Source organism: Winogradskyella sp. ABM4_392 (assembly GCF_056160445.1).
This window is the reverse complement of record NZ_JBSWXE010000009.1, coordinates 74,972-94,789: the sequence shown is the minus strand read 5'-3', so window position 1 is coordinate 94,789 and position 19,818 is coordinate 74,972. Positions and strand designations below refer to the sequence as shown.

General features: G+C 32.0%; 18 protein-coding genes. 15 read left to right on the top strand and 3 right to left on the bottom strand.

Going from position 1 to position 19,818, the window contains the following annotated elements; all coding sequences use genetic code 11:
• Positions 1-90: 90 nt before the first annotated feature.
• The 3 genes from ACXAFS_RS14890 to ACXAFS_RS14880 all read right to left on the bottom strand — a co-directional run bounded on the left by ACXAFS_RS14890 (position 91) and on the right by ACXAFS_RS14880 (position 3,576).
• Complete coding sequence (locus tag ACXAFS_RS14890) at positions 91-777, bottom strand: ABC transporter ATP-binding protein (protein ID WP_138434655.1); 687 nt, start codon at positions 775-777, stop codon at positions 91-93.
• An 88-nt stretch (positions 778-865) separates the two neighbouring features.
• Complete coding sequence (locus tag ACXAFS_RS14885) at positions 866-1,630, bottom strand: O-methyltransferase (protein ID WP_475307948.1); 765 nt, start codon at positions 1,628-1,630, stop codon at positions 866-868.
• A gap of 83 nt (positions 1,631-1,713) precedes the next feature.
• Positions 1,714-3,576: an ABC-F family ATP-binding cassette domain-containing protein gene (locus ACXAFS_RS14880; protein WP_475307947.1), complete on the bottom strand. Its 1,863-nt coding sequence runs from the start codon at positions 3,574-3,576 to the stop codon at positions 1,714-1,716.
• A gap of 102 nt (positions 3,577-3,678) precedes the next feature.
• On the opposite strand from ACXAFS_RS14880, the gene ACXAFS_RS14875 reads away from it, so the two are divergent.
• From ACXAFS_RS14875 to ACXAFS_RS14805, 15 genes are all read left to right on the top strand, one after another.
• Positions 3,679-4,482, top strand: coding sequence for a polysaccharide biosynthesis/export family protein (locus ACXAFS_RS14875; protein ID WP_475307946.1), 804 nt, complete (start codon positions 3,679-3,681; stop codon positions 4,480-4,482).
• A complete protein-coding gene (locus ACXAFS_RS14870) occupies positions 4,479-6,962 on the top strand; it encodes an exopolysaccharide transport family protein (protein WP_475307944.1) in 2,484 nt (827 codons plus the stop codon). The genes ACXAFS_RS14875 and ACXAFS_RS14870 overlap by 4 nt, the downstream gene beginning before the upstream one ends.
• Positions 6,963-6,981: 19 nt before the next feature.
• On the top strand, positions 6,982-7,572 hold the full coding sequence (locus ACXAFS_RS14865; protein WP_475307943.1) for a sugar transferase: 591 nt from the start codon (positions 6,982-6,984) through the stop codon (positions 7,570-7,572).
• Positions 7,569-8,864 (top strand): nucleotide sugar dehydrogenase, encoded by a 1,296-nt coding sequence (locus ACXAFS_RS14860; RefSeq protein ID WP_475307942.1) that lies wholly within the window; start codon positions 7,569-7,571, stop codon positions 8,862-8,864. The genes ACXAFS_RS14865 and ACXAFS_RS14860 overlap by 4 nt, the downstream gene beginning before the upstream one ends.
• 22 nt (positions 8,865-8,886) lie before the next feature.
• Positions 8,887-9,864, top strand: a complete 978-nt coding sequence (locus ACXAFS_RS14855) for an SDR family oxidoreductase (RefSeq protein WP_475307952.1) — start codon at positions 8,887-8,889, stop codon at positions 9,862-9,864.
• A gap of 79 nt (positions 9,865-9,943) precedes the next feature.
• Positions 9,944-10,810 (top strand): ABC transporter permease, encoded by an 867-nt coding sequence (locus ACXAFS_RS14850; RefSeq protein WP_475307941.1) that lies wholly within the window; start codon positions 9,944-9,946, stop codon positions 10,808-10,810.
• A gap of 4 nt (positions 10,811-10,814) precedes the next feature.
• Positions 10,815-12,104, top strand: coding sequence for an ABC transporter ATP-binding protein (locus ACXAFS_RS14845; protein ID WP_475307939.1), 1,290 nt, complete (start codon positions 10,815-10,817; stop codon positions 12,102-12,104).
• A gap of 5 nt (positions 12,105-12,109) precedes the next feature.
• On the top strand, positions 12,110-12,895 hold the full coding sequence (locus ACXAFS_RS14840; RefSeq protein ID WP_475307938.1) for a sulfotransferase domain-containing protein: 786 nt from the start codon (positions 12,110-12,112) through the stop codon (positions 12,893-12,895).
• A complete protein-coding gene (locus tag ACXAFS_RS14835; protein ID WP_475307937.1) occupies positions 12,895-14,124 on the top strand; it encodes a TDP-N-acetylfucosamine:lipid II N-acetylfucosaminyltransferase family protein in 1,230 nt (409 codons plus the stop codon). Before ACXAFS_RS14840 ends, ACXAFS_RS14835 begins: the two co-directional genes overlap by 1 nt.
• A gap of 49 nt (positions 14,125-14,173) precedes the next feature.
• Positions 14,174-15,247 carry a DegT/DnrJ/EryC1/StrS family aminotransferase gene (locus tag ACXAFS_RS14830; RefSeq protein ID WP_475307935.1) on the top strand — a complete coding sequence of 358 codons (1,074 nt, stop codon included), beginning with the start codon at positions 14,174-14,176 and terminating at the stop codon, positions 15,245-15,247.
• Complete coding sequence (locus ACXAFS_RS14825) at positions 15,240-15,983, top strand: dTDP-4-amino-4,6-dideoxyglucose formyltransferase (RefSeq protein WP_475307934.1); 744 nt, start codon at positions 15,240-15,242, stop codon at positions 15,981-15,983. Before ACXAFS_RS14830 ends, ACXAFS_RS14825 begins: the two co-directional genes overlap by 8 nt.
• Positions 15,984-16,052: 69 nt before the next feature.
• Positions 16,053-17,066, top strand: coding sequence for a glycosyltransferase family 2 protein (locus ACXAFS_RS14820; RefSeq protein WP_475307933.1), 1,014 nt, complete (start codon positions 16,053-16,055; stop codon positions 17,064-17,066).
• Between the two features lie 12 nt (positions 17,067-17,078).
• Positions 17,079-18,086, top strand: a complete 1,008-nt coding sequence (locus ACXAFS_RS14815; protein WP_475307932.1) for a glycosyltransferase — start codon at positions 17,079-17,081, stop codon at positions 18,084-18,086.
• Between the two features lie 37 nt (positions 18,087-18,123).
• Positions 18,124-19,038: a glycosyltransferase family 2 protein gene (locus ACXAFS_RS14810; RefSeq protein WP_475307930.1), complete on the top strand. Its 915-nt coding sequence runs from the start codon at positions 18,124-18,126 to the stop codon at positions 19,036-19,038.
• A 28-nt stretch (positions 19,039-19,066) separates the two neighbouring features.
• Positions 19,067-19,816, top strand: a complete 750-nt coding sequence (locus ACXAFS_RS14805; protein ID WP_475307929.1) for a methyltransferase domain-containing protein — start codon at positions 19,067-19,069, stop codon at positions 19,814-19,816.
• Positions 19,817-19,818 lie beyond the last annotated feature (2 nt).

Below are 19,818 nucleotides of genomic sequence, written 5' to 3'. Positions count from 1 at the left end.
TAATCACTAATCACTAATCACTAATCACTAATCACTAATCACTAATCACTAATCACTAATCACTAATCACTAATCACTAATCACTAATCACTAATTATAAGTATCGCTCTCAATCATACCGTCACGTAAACGAATAACACGTTTGGCGTGGGCAGCAATATCTTCTTCATGTGTTACCATAATTACCGTGTTTCCAGAAGCATGGATTTGGTCAAACAACTCCATAATCTCCAAAGAAGTTTTTGAGTCTAAGTTACCTGTAGGCTCATCGGCTAAGATGATAGAAGGTTTGTTTACAAGAGCGCGACCTACAGCAACACGTTGTCTTTGTCCACCAGATAGCTGATTAGGTTTATGATCCATACGATCGGCCAAACCAACATCAGTTAATACTTCAGAAGCTCTATCCACACGTTCTTTTTTAGAAGCACCTGCATAAACCATTGGTAAAGCAACGTTTTCTAAAGCTGTAGTTCTTGGTAATAGATTAAAGGTTTGAAAAACGAAACCTATTTCAGTATTTCTAATGTCTGCAAGCTCATCGTCTGTCATTTGACTAACGTCTTTGCCATTAAGATTATAAGAGCCAGCAGTTGGTGTGTCTAAGCAACCGAGTAGATTCATTAAAGTAGATTTACCAGAACCAGATGGTCCCATAATGGCAACATATTCACCTCGTTTTATGTCTAAATCTATACCTTTTAGAACGTGAACGGTTTCTTGTCCTAATTTAAAATCTCTTATAATGCCTCTAATCTCAATGACGTTGTCGCTCATATAAAAATTCTATTGGTTGCTTAAATCCTCTGCAAGATAAAGAATTTAAAAATCAGTTTGTCAATAAGACGTTAAAGTTGTCGGCTTGTTACAATCTAATTCTAAAATGTTCTTTAGCTTGCTCTTTTCTAAAGAATACAAAGCCTAAATGGAAACAATCTACAGTGACTGTAACAGCATTATAAGACTTAATGTATTCCCAAGCTTCGGTCATTTCTTTAGACCAATAGATGTCGTCAAAAACGAAAATGGAATCGTTGTGAGCTTTAGGTAAAAGTGATTCAAAATATTTGATGGTTGCTTCTTTGTTGTGATGTCCATCAAAAAAAATTAGATCAAAAGATTTTTCTTTTAAATTGGGAATCACCTTTTCAAATTCCCCTGTACTAATATTGATATTGTTTGTTCTCGCTAATTGAATTTTCGTATAAATTGAAATATTAGGACAACCCTCAATACTTGTAATATTTCCTTCAGGATTTCCTAAAGAAATAGCATGAGTTACTATACCTAAATTAGTGCCTAGTTCTAAACTGTTTTTAGGTTTAAGATGTAGAGCTAATCTGAAAAATAGTTTTGTACGTTTTAAAGGTGTGCTAGATATATGCACAATTTGTGATGTTAATCTTTTGTTAGATTTAAATTTACGAGAACCTGAACCAAAATCAGTAATTTCAATTACATCATTGTTTCGTAAAAGTGCATTTCTGTATTCAGTAATTTTGCTGTAGTTGGTATAATTAGTTTTATCATAAAGACATTTTGTTACGAAATCATATACAAAAGGCGAGTGCACACCATGTTGATTGGTGGATTTTAAAAGGAATTTTATGTATTGTTTTATTTGGTACATTTTTTCAATTCTGTTCTCGCAAAGGCGCTAAGCCGCTAAGTTAACAGTACATCTTTGCGTCTCTGAGCCTTTGCGAGAAATCTTTATTCTTCCAATCGTTCTGCCAATTCAAACCAACGTAGTTCTTTTTCTTCAATAGTATCAATGATGACTTGCAATTCTGCTGAAAGTTTGTTGATATCGTCTTGAGATAAATCTGGATTATTAAACTTGGCTTCCATAGCTTTTTTGTCTAACTCTAACGAGCGAATTTTCGATTCTAAATTTTTGTATTCTTTTTGTTCGTTGTACGATAGTTTTGCAGCTTCGTTTTGCTTAACTGCTTCAGTGTTATTTGCTTTCTCTGTGCTTTCTACTTGTTTTGGTTGACTACTATCGTAAGCTCTAAAGTCTGAGTAATTTCCTGGAAAATCTTCAATGATACCTTCACCTCTAAATACAAAAAGATGGTCTACAATTTTATCCATAAAATAACGGTCGTGTGATACCACTAAAAGCACACCTGGGAAATCCATCAAGAAATCTTCGAGTACATTGAGTGTTACAATATCTAAATCATTAGTTGGCTCATCTAGAATTAAAACATTTGGATTCTGAATTAAAACCGTACATAAGTACAGGCGTTTTTGTTCGCCACCACTTAGTTTTTCAACAAAATCGTATTGTTTTTTTCTGTCAAAAAGGAAGCGTTCTAAAAGTTGTTGTGCACTTATTTGTCTGCCTTTAGCTAATGGAATATAATCACCATATTGTCTGATGATATCAATAACTTTTTGCTCTGGTTTTACTGTGATTCCACCTTGCGTGTAATAGCCTATTTTTACGGTTTCACCAATAACTATTTTTCCGCCATCAGCATTAAGACTTCCAGTAAGAAGGTTTAGAAATGTTGATTTACCTGTGCCGTTTTTACCAATAATGCCAATGCGTTCGCCTTTTTTAAAAGTGTAATCAAATCCATCAAGAATTTTCTTGTCTTTAAATGCTTTGGATACATTATGAAACTCAATGATTTTACTGCCAAGGCGTTCCATATTAATTTCTAGCTGTACTTGATGGTCTTTTCTACGTTGGTGCGCTTTCTTTTTTATTTCAAAAAAGTCGTCGATTCTACTTTTAGACTTTGTGGTACGTGCTTTTGGTTGGCGACGCATCCAATCGAGTTCTTTCTTGTAGAGTTGCTTAGCCTTTCCAACTTCTGTTACTTCGTTTTCTATGCGAGCTTCTTTCTTCTCAAGATAGTAGGAATAATTGCCTTTGTATGTGTATAGCTGTCCGTGGTCTAGCTCGATAATTTCGTTACACACACGCTCTAAAAAGTAACGGTCGTGCGTTACCATAAAAAGGGTTTGTTGGGTTTTTGCAAAGTAATCCTCTAACCATTCTATCATTTCTAAATCGAGATGGTTCGTAGGCTCATCTAAGATTAATATGTCTGGTTTGCTTAATAACGCTTGGGCAAGTGCCAAGCGTTTACGTTGACCACCAGAGAGTACACTAACTTTTGAGCTTAAATCATCTAGTTTTAATTGTGATAGAATTTGTTGGTATTGTGTCTCAAACTCCCACGCATTGTTTCTATCCATAGCCTCAAATGCGAGTTGATAGGCTTCAGTGTCTTCAGGATTTTTAAGTGCTTTTTCGTAGGCTTCAATAACTTTTAAGATAGGAATGTCTGAAGCAAAAATGGTTTCTTCAATAGTAAGTTTACTGTCTAAATCTGGTTCTTGGTCCAAAAAAGCCAAGCGTAGTCCTTTTCTAACAACAACTTGCCCTTCATCTGGTGTGTCTTTTCCTGACAGAATATTGAGAATAGAGGTTTTTCCGCTTCCATTTTTAGCAACAAAAGCAATCTTTTGGTCTTTGTGTATGCTGAACGATAAATCTTGGAAAAGTACTAGTTCTCCATAAGACTTTGAAATGTTTTCTACGTTGAGGTAATTCACGCCAATTTTTTTACAAAGAACGAAATAAACCAAAAAGAAACCTAATAGTTTTGTTATTGGTATTGATACATTATATTTGTCTGTAAACATCTATTAATACCCATGAGAAGCATAAAGCTTTTGATTATAGTCCTAGGCTGTAATTTTATTTCATCTTGTATTCCTCACAAAGACACTGTTTATCTTCAAAATAAGGAAAATAGCACTAATGATACTATACCATACAATCTGTCTGAGGTACAGAAACCTTATCGCGTACAGATTAATGATATATTAACAATTCGTATTAAGGTATTAGATCAGGATAATGTAGAAATTTTTAATCCGGTTGGTGAAGGAGTGCCAAATGCAACAAGCAGTCAAGAACGAGCCTATTTTGATGGATTTACGGTTAATTTACATGGTAATATTAGAATACCTTCTCTAGGTGATATTAATGTTCTTAGTTATACTTATGAGGAGATAGAGCAGATGATAAAAGAAAAACTTCTTGAAGATCAATTTAAAGAGACTGCTAATATATTCGTTACGGTTAAATTAGCTGGGTTTAGGTATACAGCTAATGGCGAGGTAGGTAGTCCAGGTACCAATGTTTTGTTTCAGGATAGGGTGAATATATTTGAAGCAATAGCTAATGTTGGTGAAATTCCTGTTACAGGAAATAAAAAGGCAGTAAAAATTATTAGACAGTATCCTTACGGTCAAGAAATACACACTTTAGATCTTACAGATAGAAATGTAATGAATTCGCCTTATTACTATATTCAGCCTAATGATATCATTTACGTAGAGCCATTGAAGCAAAAATCTTTAGGAACAGGCAAAACGGCTGTAGAAACCTTAAGTACAATTTTAACTGTCGTGACTATATTAACTACAACCACATTACTATTTACTAGGATATGAGCAAGGAGGATATTCATATTAAGGATTTTGAGCATGGAGATTCTGGTAGTATATCATTTGATTTTAGAGGCTATCTTTTTAAAGTTCTAAACTTATGGAAGTTTGTTCTTATGTGTGTTGGTGTAGCTATTGTAATAGCCTACTTTATAAATGCGAGAAAACCAAATGTTTATAAATTAGGTTCACTTATCTCAATAGAAAACGACCAAAATCCATTTTTTACTGCTAACACTAGTATTTCATTTAATTGGGGTGGAGTTTCTGGTAAAATGAGTAAAATAATAACAGCTTTAAAAACAAGAACTCATAATGAGAAGGTTGTTGACTCTCTTCAATACTACATGGAGTATTTAGTAGAAGGTAAATACAGAAAAGAAGATATTTATAAAGATGCTCCTTTTAGTTTAAGCATACATAAAGATAAACCTCAGGTAATGGGCTATCCTTTGGGTATTCGTTTTATCGATAACAACCAATTTGAGTTGTTTTCAGAATTTGAGGTCTCTTCACGACAAGGGCAAATTTATAGTGATAAGACATTTACAAGGGTTAATGTTCCTACAGGTGCACATTCTCAAAAGTTTAATGTAGGTGAAGAAATTACACTACCTTATTTTAATGGTAAGCTTACAGTAGTTAATCCCTCTGCTATAAAGAAGGGAGATGAGTATTTTATCAGGTTTTTAAATTTTGATGCTCTGGTAGACAGATATAAAAACGGTATAATCGTTTCGCCATATTCTACTAATTCACCTGTTTTAACTTTACAATTAGCAGGTAATAATAAAGCGAAAATTGTAGATTATCTTAATGCCACTACTGCTATACTTAGTAAAACAGAACTCGAAAGAAAAAATTTGTATGCAACTAATACAATTAGGTTTATAGATAGTAGCCTCTCTGGAGTGAATTCTGATTTGAAAGATTATACAGATGAAATGAATGAGTTTAGACGTAACAACAAAGTCTTTGATGTTACTGAAGAGATAGCTCAAAAATCAGCACAATTAAGGGAATATGAAATAGCTAAAGAAGCAGAAGAACTAAAATTAGACTATTTAGATAATTTAGAGGAGTACCTCAATACAAAGAAAAACTATACACAGATTACTGCTCCTACGGCATTTGGAATCACTGAAGGAAACATACTGAAAAGTGTAACCAAAATAATAGAGTTAGCGACAGAACGGCAAAATTTAGAATATACTACAAAAGAAGGTTCAGGCTTATTTAAAGATATAGATCGCAGAATTAATTCAGAGAAAAAAGTCCTTATAGAAACCATTAATGCTACTAAAAGAACAATCGGTATTCAATTATCTAAGATAAATCAAAATATTGCCAGATTTGAAGCTAGTTTACTAGACTTACCTCAAGACCAACAGGAGTATCTGAAAATTCAGCGAAAATTAGATATTAGCCAAGAAGCTTATGATATTTATATGGCTAAAAGGAGTGAAGCTGCAATTGTAAAAGCGGCTAATATTTCTGATATTACAGTAATTGATGAGGCTAAAGATATTGGAGGACATAGAATAGGGCCAAATAAGTCTCTTAACTACATGATGGGATTAATGATGGGATTATTTTTACCATTATCATTAATTTTTGTCTCATACCTTTTAGATAACACTTTGCATGGATCTGATGAGGTCGAACAATTATCTAATATTCCAATATTAGGGCTTATAGGAAAATATAAATACAAAAATAATTTAATAGTATTTGAAAAGCCTAAATCTGCTGTTGCAGAGTCATTTAGAGCGATAAGATCTAGTCTGCAGTTTTTTTATAAAAAGCTAGATAAGGAAGAAGGTAAAACATTAATGATAACCTCTTCAGTTAGTGGTGAAGGTAAAACGTTCTGCTCTATTAATATGGCAACTGTCTATGCTTTATCTGGTAAGAAAACCATTTTATTAGGATTGGACTTAAGAAAGCCAAAGATTTTTGATGATTTTAATATTACTAACGATAAGGGAATTGTTAATTGTCTAATTGGTGAAAGTACTATTGAAGATGTTATTGTCAAAACACATATTGACAACCTTGATATAATATTATCTGGTCCAATTCCTCCAAATCCTTCAGAATTACTGATGAGCGATAACATGAAGGTTTTAATGGAAAAGCTAAGGAAAGATTACGATATGATTGTTTTAGATACTCCACCTTTGGGCTTAGTGACTGATGCATTAGAATTGACACAATATGCGGATGCTACTCTATTTATGGTACGATTAGATTATACTAAAAAAGGTATGCTAGCACTTATTAACGCAAAGTATCGTAGAGGAGAGGTAAAGAATATTAGTTTTGTTCTTAACTTTTATAAACACAAAACAAATCATAATTACGGCTACGGCTACGGTTATGGATACGGTTATGGTTATGGCTACGGTGTTTACGGAAATGCATATCACGAAAAGGATAAACAGTCTTTCTTAAGGAGAGCAAAGAATTTCTTGAGACGTCTCTAAACTCTGTAAGAATAAGATTTTGATTACCAAAAGACAACTAAGGATAAAGCGAATATTCGATATTCTGTTAGTTTTATTATTATTACCAATTTTATTTATTCCAATTGTTCTTTTTGTAATTATTGCTAGTATAGATACTAAAAAATACGGTGTTTTTTCTCAAAAAAGAGTAGGACAGCATGGTAAACTTTTTAAAATCTATAAGATAAGAACCCTTAAAGAAGGTATACATCGATTGGGTCATTTAGACAAAAGTGCAACATCATTTGGTAAATTTCTAAGGAAAACCAAATTAGACGAGTTACCTCAATTGTTTAATGTACTAAAGGGTGATATGAGTTTTGTGGGACCTCGTCCTGATATTCAGGGTTTTGCAGATGAATTAGTAGGTGATGATCGAATTGTATTGCTAGTTAAACCAGGTGTAACAGGAGAGGCTACTCTAAAATATAGAGATGAAGAAAAGGTATTAGAACGGCAAAAAGACCCTGAACATTACAATAGAACGATTATTTGGGTAGATAAAGTGAAAATCAACAAAAACTACGTTATGAATTACAGTTTTTCTTTAGATTTGAAACTCATTTTTAAATCCATTCTTAACAGATGATACATTCTGAAGATAAAATTGCAATTATTGGATTAGGTTATGTTGGTTTACCACTTGCTGTAGAATTTGCAAAGCAATTTTTCGTTGTTGGTTTTGATATAAACAAACAGCGAATCAATGAGTTAAATTTAGGTGTAGATAAAACACTAGAAGTCGATAATGATAATCTTAAATCTGTTTTAACTACAGATTTAAATGCAAATAATGGATTGTATATCACAGATAGTGTAGACGCACTCTCAGTAGCAAATGTATATATTGTTACTGTACCAACACCAACTGACGCGCTTAAAAGACCAGTGTTTACACCACTAATTAAAGCAAGTGAAACTGTTGGTAAGGTTCTAAAACATAATGATATAGTTGTTTACGAATCAACAGTTTATCCTGGCGCTACAGAAGATATATGTATTCCTGTATTAGAAAAAGTTTCAGGCCTTACGTTTAACAAAGACTTTTATGCAGGCTACTCTCCAGAACGTATCAATCCAGGCGATAAAAAACATACAGTTACTAAGATTTTAAAAGTAACCTCAGGCTCAACACCAGAGATTGCTGAGAAAATAGATCAGCTATATAAAAAGGTTATAACGGCAGGAACACATCTTGCTCCTTCAATAAAAGTCGCTGAAGCTGCTAAGGTTATTGAGAACTCTCAAAGAGATATTAATATTGCTTTTGTTAATGAGTTGTCTAAGATTTTTAGACTTTTAGACATTGATACCAAAGCCGTATTAGAAGCTGCTGGTACCAAGTGGAATTTCTTAAAATTCTCACCAGGTTTAGTTGGCGGTCATTGTATTGGTGTAGATCCTTACTATTTAGCACAGAAGGCTATTGAGTCTGGTTACAATCCAGAGATTATTTTAGCAGGTCGTAAGATGAATGATAGTATGGGAAGCTATGTAGCTACTGAGACTGTTAAAATGATGATTAACAAAGGAGCAACTATAAAAGGATCTAATGCACTTGTATTAGGAATTACTTTTAAAGAAAACTGCCCAGACATCAGAAATTCTAGAGTTATAGATATTATTGAAGAATTAAAGTCTTACCATGTTAATGTAGATGTTTATGATCCATGGGCTTCTGCAGAAGAAGTAAAGCACGAATATAATTTGGATTTAAAGTCGTCAATGTCTGAGTTAAAGCAAGGTTATGATGCTATAATACTAGCGGTTTCTCACAAAGAGTTCTTAGAGTTATCTCTAGATAATCTAAAATCAGATAAATGTGTCATTTTTGATGTAAAATCATTGTTACCTCAAGATACTGTTGATGCACGTTTATAAAAATTAACCTCAAATCTATATGATGTACGCAAATCAATACCATACCGAAGACCTATCTCAACTCAGCTTTTTAGTTACGGGTGGAGCTGGTTTTATAGGCTCTAATATTGTAGAATATTTGTTAAAATATGGAGCTAAGAAAGTCAGGGTTTTAGATAACTTTTCTAATGGTTATCGTGAGAACTTAACTGAGTTTATGGATAACCCTTCTTTTGAACTGTTAGAAGGAGATATAAGAGACTTAGATACTTGTAAAAAAGCAATGGAAGGTATAGACTATGTGACGCATCAGGCAGCTTTGGGTTCTGTGCCACGTTCTATTAACGATCCAGCAACATCTAATGAAGTTAACATCTCTGGGTTTTTAAATATGCTTATTGCCTTAAAAGAAAGTCCAACCGTTAAGCGTATGATGTATGCAGCTTCGAGTTCTACTTATGGAGATAGTAAAGCGTTGCCAAAAGTTGAAGATAATATAGGGAAGCCTTTATCACCTTATGCAGTAACCAAATATGTCAATGAATTATATGCTGATGTTTTTGGAAAAACTTACGGTACGGATGTTATAGGTCTACGATATTTTAATGTATTTGGTCCAAAGCAAAGTCCTAATGGTGCTTATGCAGCTGTAATTCCATTATTTATGCAGGCTTTAAAAGATAATAAGCCTTCTAAAATAAATGGAGATGGTGAGCAAACCAGAGATTTTACTTTTGTAGATAATGCAGTACAGGCTAACATTAGAGGGTTCTTTGCACCAAAAGAAGCAGCTAACGAAGTATTTAATGTGGCATGTGGTGAGCGTATTTCAGTAAATTATTTGTGGGATTCCTTAAGAGTTGCTGCTGATTCAGATTTACAAGCTGTTTACGGACCACCAAGACAAGGAGATGTTAGAGATTCTTTAGCCAATATTTCTAAGGCAGAAAAGCTACTAGGTTATAAACCTCAATATACGGTTAAAGAAGGTCTAAAAATTACTTGGGACTACTTTAATTAACAGAAGAAATACTTTCTTACTGTACCAACAAAATTCCGAATAAATAGTATATTAGCGTGACTAATTAAAACACGTAAATTTGTCTAATTACAAAGAAGATGAGTGGCTCTATACCATCTCTGCAAAGAGAAAACTCATCGACTTCAATTTTAAGGAAATTTGGCGTTATAGAGACTTGTTGTTGTTGTTTGTAAAACGAGACATCGTTACACTTTACAAGCAAACAATTCTAGGTCCACTTTGGTATCTTATTCAGCCTTTATTCACTTCGGTAATTTTTACATTAGTTTTTAATAATCTTGGAGATATAAAAACGGGTGGCATTCCACCATTTTTATTCAATTTAGCTGGTATTACAGCATGGAATTATTTTAGAGACTGCCTTACAAACACCTCAAATACTTTTACTAAAAACCAAAATATCTTTGGCAAGGTCTATTTTCCTCGTGTTATATTACCAATGTCTGTTACGATATCAAATCTTTTAAAATTTGGTATTCAATTACTCATATTTTTTGGCTTCTTTTTGTATTACAAATCGTCTGGCTTCGCAGTAGGCATAAACAGTTATATATTATTATTTCCTGTTTACGTTATAATTATGGGCATGTTTGGTTTAGGATTGGGTATGATTTTTTCGTCCTTAACCACCAAATATAGAGACGTCACAGTATTATTAAACTTTGCTGTTCAATTACTCATGTACCTTTCTGCAGTGCCATATCCAATGTCAGAGGCTAAAGCTAAGTTTCCTCCTTTGGTTGCTAGTATTGTTGAGTATAATCCAGTAACACAAATTATTGAAGGATTTAGGCATATGCTTTTAGATATAGGAGATTTTAATCTTAATCGTTTTGTATACACCTTAAGTGTTAGTGTTATTGTATTTTTAGTAGGACTAATTATATTTAATAGAACCGAAAAATCGTTTATAGATACCGTTTAGAGCTATGTCTAACGTCATTTTAAAAGTAGAACATATAAGTAAACAATACAGACTTGGTCTTGTAGGCACAGGAACGCTCAGTCATGACCTAAAGCGTTGGTTCTATAAAATACGAGGTAAAGAAGATCCGTATTTACAAATTGGTGACACAAATGATAGAAGCAAGGCTGCAGAAAGTGACTACGTTTGGGCAATTAAGGATATTAATTTTGAAGTTAAACAAGGGGAGGTTCTGGGTATTATAGGTAAGAATGGAGCAGGAAAATCTACCTTGCTTAAAATATTATCTCGTGTCACTAGCCCAACAACAGGTCAAATAAAAACTAAAGGTCGCATAGCATCATTATTAGAAGTAGGTACAGGATTTCATCCTGAGCTTACCGGAAAAGAGAACATTTATCTCAATGGAGCAATTTTGGGTATGACCAAAGCAGAGATTAAAACCAAAGAGCGAGAGATTATAGAGTTTTCTGGTTGTGAGCGTTATATAGATACACCAGTAAAGCGTTACAGTTCTGGTATGCGTGTACGCTTAGCATTTGCCGTAGCTGCATTTTTAGAGCCTGATATCTTAGTGGTAGATGAGGTGTTAGCCGTTGGTGATGCAGAATTTCAGAAAAAAGCTATTGGCAAAATGCAAGACATTTCTAAAGGAGATGGCAGAACGGTTTTATTTGTAAGTCATAATATGGCTGCAGTTAAGAGTTTATGTACCAGAGCTATAGTTTTAGAGCATGGCAAAATGGCTTTTAGAGGCAGTACAGATGATGCAGTAGATTTCTATTTATCTAAAGACAAGAAAAAACCAAAGATTAATTTAAGCGAGAGAGTAGATAGATTTGGTAATGGAAAAATTAAACTTACAGATATAAAATTACTTAATGAAAATAATAATGAAATTGAGCAGATAATTTCTGGAGAACAATTGAGAATTAAAATGCAATTTCAAAAGAATGATAAAGATATTGATTACCAAAAGTTTTTTATTGGGATTAACTTTAAAGATGAACAAGGACAAATTGTTTTAAGTTATTTGAGTGATGAAATGGCGAGTGATTTATCTAATTTTGAAATTAAAAATGAAATAGTTTTAGTAATACCTAATCTTTATATTAGAGCAGGTTTATATAATCTTCGAGTACAAACAGGAATAGGTGTCAAAAGGGATGACCAATTTGATACAATCGAAAATGCTGAGTTGGTGCAAGTTTTACCTGGTAAAATTTGGAAAGAAGGTATTGTTAATAGACCAGGTAGTTATGCCATATTACCAGGAGAATTTAAACCTGTATAATGGATATGTCTAATAAAATACTGAACAGGTTAAAAAAAAAATTATTTTCTTCTAATAAGAAGCCTAAACCTAATAAAAAAGCAATTTGGGTATTTGGTATGCAGAAATCTGGAACTTCTGTCATAGCTGGTTTATTAGCTCATAGATTGGGATATTCAGTAACTTTGGATACTGAAATGTTATGGAACCCATATTTACAAGACATAAAAGATAATAAACTTGATTTTGTTGAACATATATTTAATTACCCAGAAGATTTTTCAAAACAAATAATTAAAGAACCTACTGCGTCTTTAATAATCAACCATGTTGAAAAGTTTTTCCACCTAGATAAGTATGTGTTTATTTATAGAAATCCTTTTGATGTTATCAGATCCATATTGAATAGATTAGAGATAAGAGGAGATATGGATGATGTTGATATCAACAGTATAAACCATAACTGGCAGTATATTTTTGTTGACGGAAAAGATTATATAAAAAGACTTGCTTCTATATGGTTAGATGTTTATTCTCAAGACAAATATATTTCTAATGATAAATGTTTGTTTGTTAGCTATGAACTGTTTATGAATAATAAAGTTGATTTTATAGATAAATTATGCCATAAATTGAAACTAAAAAAGAAAAATTCTATTATTCATTTATTAGATAAAGATTTCCAACCTAGAGGAAATACTAATGTAGATATAAAGGCTTTTTTTGGCGAAAAGAACTATCAAATTATAACAGATATTTGTTCAAAAAAGGCTGAAGAGCTAGAAAGTAAATTTTCATTTAAAACTAACTAGTGGCAAAAGAACACATATTACATGTTTTTGATGACGAAAAATTTATAGATGGAGCTATAGGTTTGTTTGATTCGGATACAATTTTCTGCCATAAGTATGTTGTAGTCTCAACAAATATCAATGAATTAAAATATGTTACCTCAAAGAAAGTTATTACTGTAAAATATGATAGAGTCTCCTATGTAGAGACCATAAAAAGTATTCTAGAGAGTGATAACATAAAAGTAGTTGCGGTACATGCTTTAAATCAGGCCAAATGGGAGCTTATAAATAGTTTAGATAAGTCCTACACCTTTGTCTGGTTTATTTTTGGTTATGATTTATATAATAACTGGAAACCTTTTTATCAAAATCTTTTTGAGAAGCAAACCAAAGCTTATGAAAATAGACTAAAAAGTAAAAAGTTACTTTTTGTTGAAAAAATAATTAGATACCCATTTGTTTATAAGTTGCTTGCTAACATTTCATACAAAAGATTAGAAGGAGTTAATAGTGGGTTGTTTAGCGTTCTAAGAGAAAACCATCCCAAGCAGTTTTATCAAGCAGTTAAAAAAATAGACTTTGTAGCTCCTATTTTAAGATCTGAAATGGAATTGGTGAAAAAGATGAATCCAAGACTTAGTTATTTGCCTTTTACTTATAATAGTTTAGAAAATTTTTCAAGAGGAATAGATGCAAAAGTAAACGAAGATTCGTCAAATATCTTGGTTGGTAATTCTGCTAGTTCAACAAATAACCATTTAGAAGTTTTTATAAAGCTATCCAAAGTAAATTTAGGTAAAAGAAAAGTAATTGTACCATTAAGCTATGGTGATAATACTTACAGAGCATTTGTCTTAGAAAAAGGGAGAACATATCTTAAAGAGCATTTTGTCCCTATTTTAGATTTTATACCTTTAGAACAGTATAATAGTCTGCTAGCAAGTTGTAGTATAGCCATTTTTAACCACAGAAGGCAACAGGCACTCGGTAATGTTATGGTAATGGTTTCTAAAGGTGCCAAAGTTTTTATCAATGATAAAAGCCCAATCTATAAAGAATTTAGAAAAGAAGGACTAAACATTTATCGCTCTGATGAGATAAATAATAACACAATTAATGATGCTTTTAGTGAAAACAAAAGCAAGTACAATATAAATAAGATAAAATCATTATATGGTCATAATACTGTTATGGAAAAGCTGAGTAAGTTAACTTTAACATTAAGTAAGTTTATTGCTGATGACTAATTTCTTATTACTGTATTTTTATAATTATTAAACCTAAATAGGCATTTGAATGATCAATGTAACTAGAACATTTTTACCACCTCAAAAAGAATATGAATCCATCTTAAGTCGTGTTTGGGAAACCGGTTGGATTACCAATAGAGGTGTTTTAGTTTTAGAATTAGAAAAGAGATTAAAAGAATATTTAAATATTGAGCATTTAACACTAACGACCAATGGTACACTTCCCTTACAGATAGCTATTAAAACATTACAGTTAAAAGGTGAAATAATAACGGCTCCTTTTAGCTATGTAGCAACCACTAGTAGTATAGTTTGGGAAGGCTGTAAGCCTGTTTTTGTTGATATTCATCCAGATTATTTAACAATAGACGAAACAAAAATAGAGGAAGCAATATCCGATAAAACTTCTGCTATAATGGCAACCCATGTTTTTGGTAATCCATGCAATGTAGAGGTTATTGAAGCAATAGCATCTAAGTACAATTTAGCGGTTATTTATGATGCAGCACATTGTTTTGGCGTAACGTATAAAGATAGATCAATATTTAGTTTTGGAGATATAAGTACCTGTAGTTTTCATGCAACTAAATTATTTCATACAGGAGAAGGAGGAGCAATAATCACCAAAGACGAAGATTTACACCATAATCTTTATCATCATCATAATTTTGGACATGATGGTTCTGAGGCATTTCACGGCTTAGGTATAAATGCTAAGATGAGCGAATTACAAGCTGCTATGGGTTTAGCAGTATTGCCACATTTTAATGAGATATTAAACAAAAGGAGAGCTATTGTTGATGCTTATAATACAGCTTTTAAGAATGCTAAACTACAATTGCTTAAGATAAGAGAACATACAAAATGGAATTATTGCTATTATCCAATTATTTTTGATACTGAAGCCATGCTTCTAAAAGTTAAAAGTGAATTAGAGGATAACGGCATTATGCCAAGACGTTATTTTTATCCAAGTTTGGATACACTTCCTTATGTAAATGAAAGTCTTTGCGAAATATCTAAGAGTATAGCATCAAGAATATTATGTTTGCCTTTGTATGTAGGCCTTCAAAATGACCAACAGCAACAAATAATAAATATCATTAAAGAGTATGTATAAGAATATTTTAATCATATCAGATAATCAATATATGTGCAGTCAATTTCTTAATCTGCTTACTAAAAATGATTATTTTAGTGTAAACTGGACATTTGCAATTAGCCCCTTTTCGGATATAAACGAGTTTGTATTAAATGATGATATAGAAATAAAAGTAATCAATTTAAAAGAAGACAATGTAATTACAGAGATTATTAATACCTATGATTTAGTTTTTTCTATTCACTGTAAACAGCTTTTTCCTAAAAGGCTTGTTAATAAGGTAAAATGTATTAATATTCATCCAGGTTATAATCCCATAAATAGAGGTTGGTATCCACAGGTATTCGCAATTATAAATAATCTTCCTACAGGTGCAACAATACACGAGATAGATGAACATCTAGACCATGGTCCTATTATTTCAAGAGAATTTGTAGATAAAGAAATCACAGATACTTCAGAAAGTTTATATGCTAAGATAGTAGCTAAAGAACTAGAAATACTAGAGAAGAATATTAAAAGTATTATAGAAGGTTCGTACAAGATAATTTTTCCTGAGAATGAAGGGAATTTGTTTTTTAAGTCTGATTTCAAAGAATTATGTCATATTAAGAGTGATGAAAAAATGAATGTATCAGAATTTGTAAATAGAATACGTGCGCTCACTCACGGTAATTTCAAAAATGCATATTTCATAGACCCAGAAACACAAAAGAAGATTTATTTAAGTATTAATTTATCTATTGAAAACTAATCTGCTTTGGTATTAAATTATCTTTGCAGTAATTATAGTTTCCCTAGTGTTGTACTATAAATTATTCTTATGCCTAAACAAGCACTTGTTTCCATAATTATCCCAACCTATAATCGTGCACATTTATTGGGTGAGACATTAGATGCTGTTTTAGCGCAAACATATACACATTGGGAATGTATTGTTGTAGATGATGGGAGTACAGATACTACAAAAGTATTATTAGATGCCTATTGCGCTAAAGACCATAGAGTTAAATACTACCAAAGGCCTAATAATCATCAGTCAGGTGGTAATGGAGCCAGAAACTTTGGATTTGTAAAAAGCACAGGAACCTATCTTATCTTTTTAGATTCTGATGACGTGTTAATGCCTTTTGCTTTAGAGCAACGTATTACTTCTATAGATTCTAGATCTTTAGATATGTTGGTGGTTGAGTCTGCTGTCTTCACAAAAGTTATAGGAGATACCAATAAAGTTTGGAATACTATTGGCTCTACAAGAAGCAATGAAGAATTTTTAATTCGGTTTTTTAATATTGATATGCCTTGGCAAACAGCTGGTGTAATGTGGAATAGACAGTTTTTTATAAAATGTGGTCAATGGAATGAAACACTAAGAGCGTGGCAAGATTGGGAACTACACTGTAAAGCATTATTATATAATCCAGATTTAGCTGTTGGTTCAAAGCAATTAGATAATTATTACAGGCACCTCACTGAGGATGGTATTGCAAACTCATACAAAAGTAAGTCTTACCTAAAAGCTATGGAAAAAGCGTTGCTTTCGGTTTATGAGGTATTAAAAGAAAATAAAGGTGATGATGCACACTTAATGACTTATTACAAAAAATTAATCTTTAATATGCTTATAAAACGACCATTATCATTTAATTACAATGGGTTTCCTCTAAGACATATATTCAAACCATCTTATTTTAAAGATATTTCCAGATTTCAATTTTTAAAAATTTATGCTGTAGAGTTACTCGGAAAAAGTACTAAGATTAGAAAATATATTCTAGGCAAGATTTATAAAAAACAACAACTATATTTACAAATGCAATCGAGTCATCTTAAATAATGTACTGCCCAAATGTCTTCTAAACCAAATCATATTTTAACCGGAATTTCTGTTATTATTTGCACCTACAATGGCAAACAAAGACTTGTAAGTACATTAGAGCATCTTGTTGCGCAAAAACATACAGTCCCTTGTGAGATTATTTTAGTAGATAACGCATCTACAGACCATACAAAAACTTTTGCTGATAACTGGTGGCAATTGCATGGTGTTAACTCATTAATAACTTATACCTCTTATACAGAAAAAACACCAGGTAAATCTTATGCTCAAGCCCTAGGTTACAGCAAGGCAAAATATAGCTACATGCTTATTTGCGATGATGATAATTGGTTATGTGATACCTATATACAAACCGCTTTTGATATTATGGAAGAACATCAAAATATAGGTGCTCTAGGTGGTTGTAGTGAAGCTGTTTTTGAAAAAGAAAAACCAGATTGGTTTGATAAGTATGCCCATTATTATGCTGTAGGACCTCAAGCCAAAAATTCTGGAAATGTTACCAATGAAGCAGAGTATCTTTATGGTGCCGGAATGGTAATACGTAAAGCACATTGGCAAGAACTCATAGATTTAGGTTTCGAGCATATTTTAAGTTGTAGAAAAGGTGATGCTCTTAGTTCTGGAGGTGATACAGAATACTGCTATGCATTACAATTATTAGGATATGATATATGGTATGATGATAGATTAAATTTTAAACATTTTATGACAGATGGTCGTCTAAACCTTAAGTATTTGTCGCGTTTAAGAAAAGCGATGTCTCATTCAAATTTTGTCATTATTGCTTATAGAGATGTATTGTCTAATAAAAATAAGATAAATCGTGGTTTTTACGCTAATCATATAAAGAGTCAACTAAAGCGAGGTTTTTTTAAAAATATATACAGACGCTTATTTGGCAACTATGAACAAAAAGAAATAGGTCTTAATTATTTTAGGAAGCTTTATTATTTATGTTTTCACCAAAATGCATATTTTGATAATGTCTCTTTAATTAAAAAGTGGTTACCATAAGCTTTATTTTTGTGAAACATATTCTTTAACAAAATTCATGGATTCAGTTTTAGTTTCTGTAATTATTCCAACCTTTAATAGAGCACAATATATTGGTGAGGCTATAGATAGTATTATAGCACAGACCTATACAAATTGGGAATGTATTATAGTTGATGATGGTTGTACGGACAATACAGCAGAAATACTCCAAGATTATACTAAGCGAGATTCTAGGATTAAATATGTTGTAAGGCCAGAGCAATTTAAAAAAGGAAGTAATGGCAGTCGTAATTATGGTGTAACTGTAAGTCAAGGTAAACTCATAGCTTTTAATGATGATGACGATATATGGTTGCCAGAAAAGTTAGAGCAGCAGGTTCCTATATTTAAATCACATCCAGAAGTGGGTTTAGTAACTGGGCATATAGAGTATGTTAACCAAAAAGGGCAACGTTCTGGACGTGTTATAAAACAAGTAGGTAATCATGGTAAAGTCTTTAAGGATTTGTTGTTGAAAAACCGAATGTCTATGATTACTCCTGTTGTAAGACGTGAAGTTTTTGATAAAGTAGGCTTTTTTAATACCGATTTTAAAATTTTTGAAGATTGGGAGTTTTGGAGACGAGTAGCCTATTATTATCCGTTTTATAGTTTAGATACTGTTTTGGCTTGTGTAAGAAAACACGATGCTAATACGTCGCTCATTGTAACTAATAATCCATTAGAACAATATCAACGTTATAATTCCTTAAATACAGCATTACTTGGATGGGGAAAAGATTTCTTTACAAAAGCAGATTTAAAGTTAATTGAGAAACAATCTTGGAAACGTTATAAGCAATTATTAGAAAACCATTGTAAAGGCTTAATTAAAAAGTTGTTGTTTTTTATACAAGTTTTTACACATTCACTAAGAGGTGGATTAAAGTTGCTTTATTTGTTCATTAAATACGAAATATTCAATAGGTAACTCCGTAATTTATTTATAAATTTCGACTATGTCAGAAAAGCTCACTTCAAAAGCATATTGGGAAACCTATTATAATCATAATCATACAGATAGAAAACACATTACTACCGTGTGTTCGTATTATGACAAGTTGTGGGAAATTTTTATTCGTCCTAACAGTAAATCAAAACGTTTTATAGAGATTGGTGGTTTTCCTGGTCGATATTTGGCTTATCTGTCCAGTAAATACCAATTAAGACCTACTTGCTTAGATTACAATTCTGATACTACGCAAATAGAAGGATCTTTTAAAGTAATGGATGTTAACGAATATGACATCCTTCAAAAGGACTTCACTACCTATAAACCAGTAGAGCGATACGATTATGTAATGTCTAATGGCTTCATAGAGCATTTTAAAGATTACGACCATATACTAGATCTTCATGTTGATTATATGAATGACAATGGACGATTAATGGTTATGATACCTAATATGAAAGGCTATGTAAAGCTTTATAAATACATGGTAGATATTAAAAATTTAAAGGTTCATAATTTAAAGTGTATGCGTTTAAAGGTGTTTAAGGACTTTGCGAAGCGTCATAATCTATCGATTCTTCATTTAGATTATTATGGTGGATTTCCTCTAGGTGTACATCAAAAAAATAATTTTTTGCAAAAACTCATATTCAAAGGGCACCGTTTAATATTTAAGTATTTTGCAAACGATTGGTTAAAAAAACATCCTTCAAAATATTTCTCTTCAGCTATAGTTGCCATTTTTGAAAAACAATAATT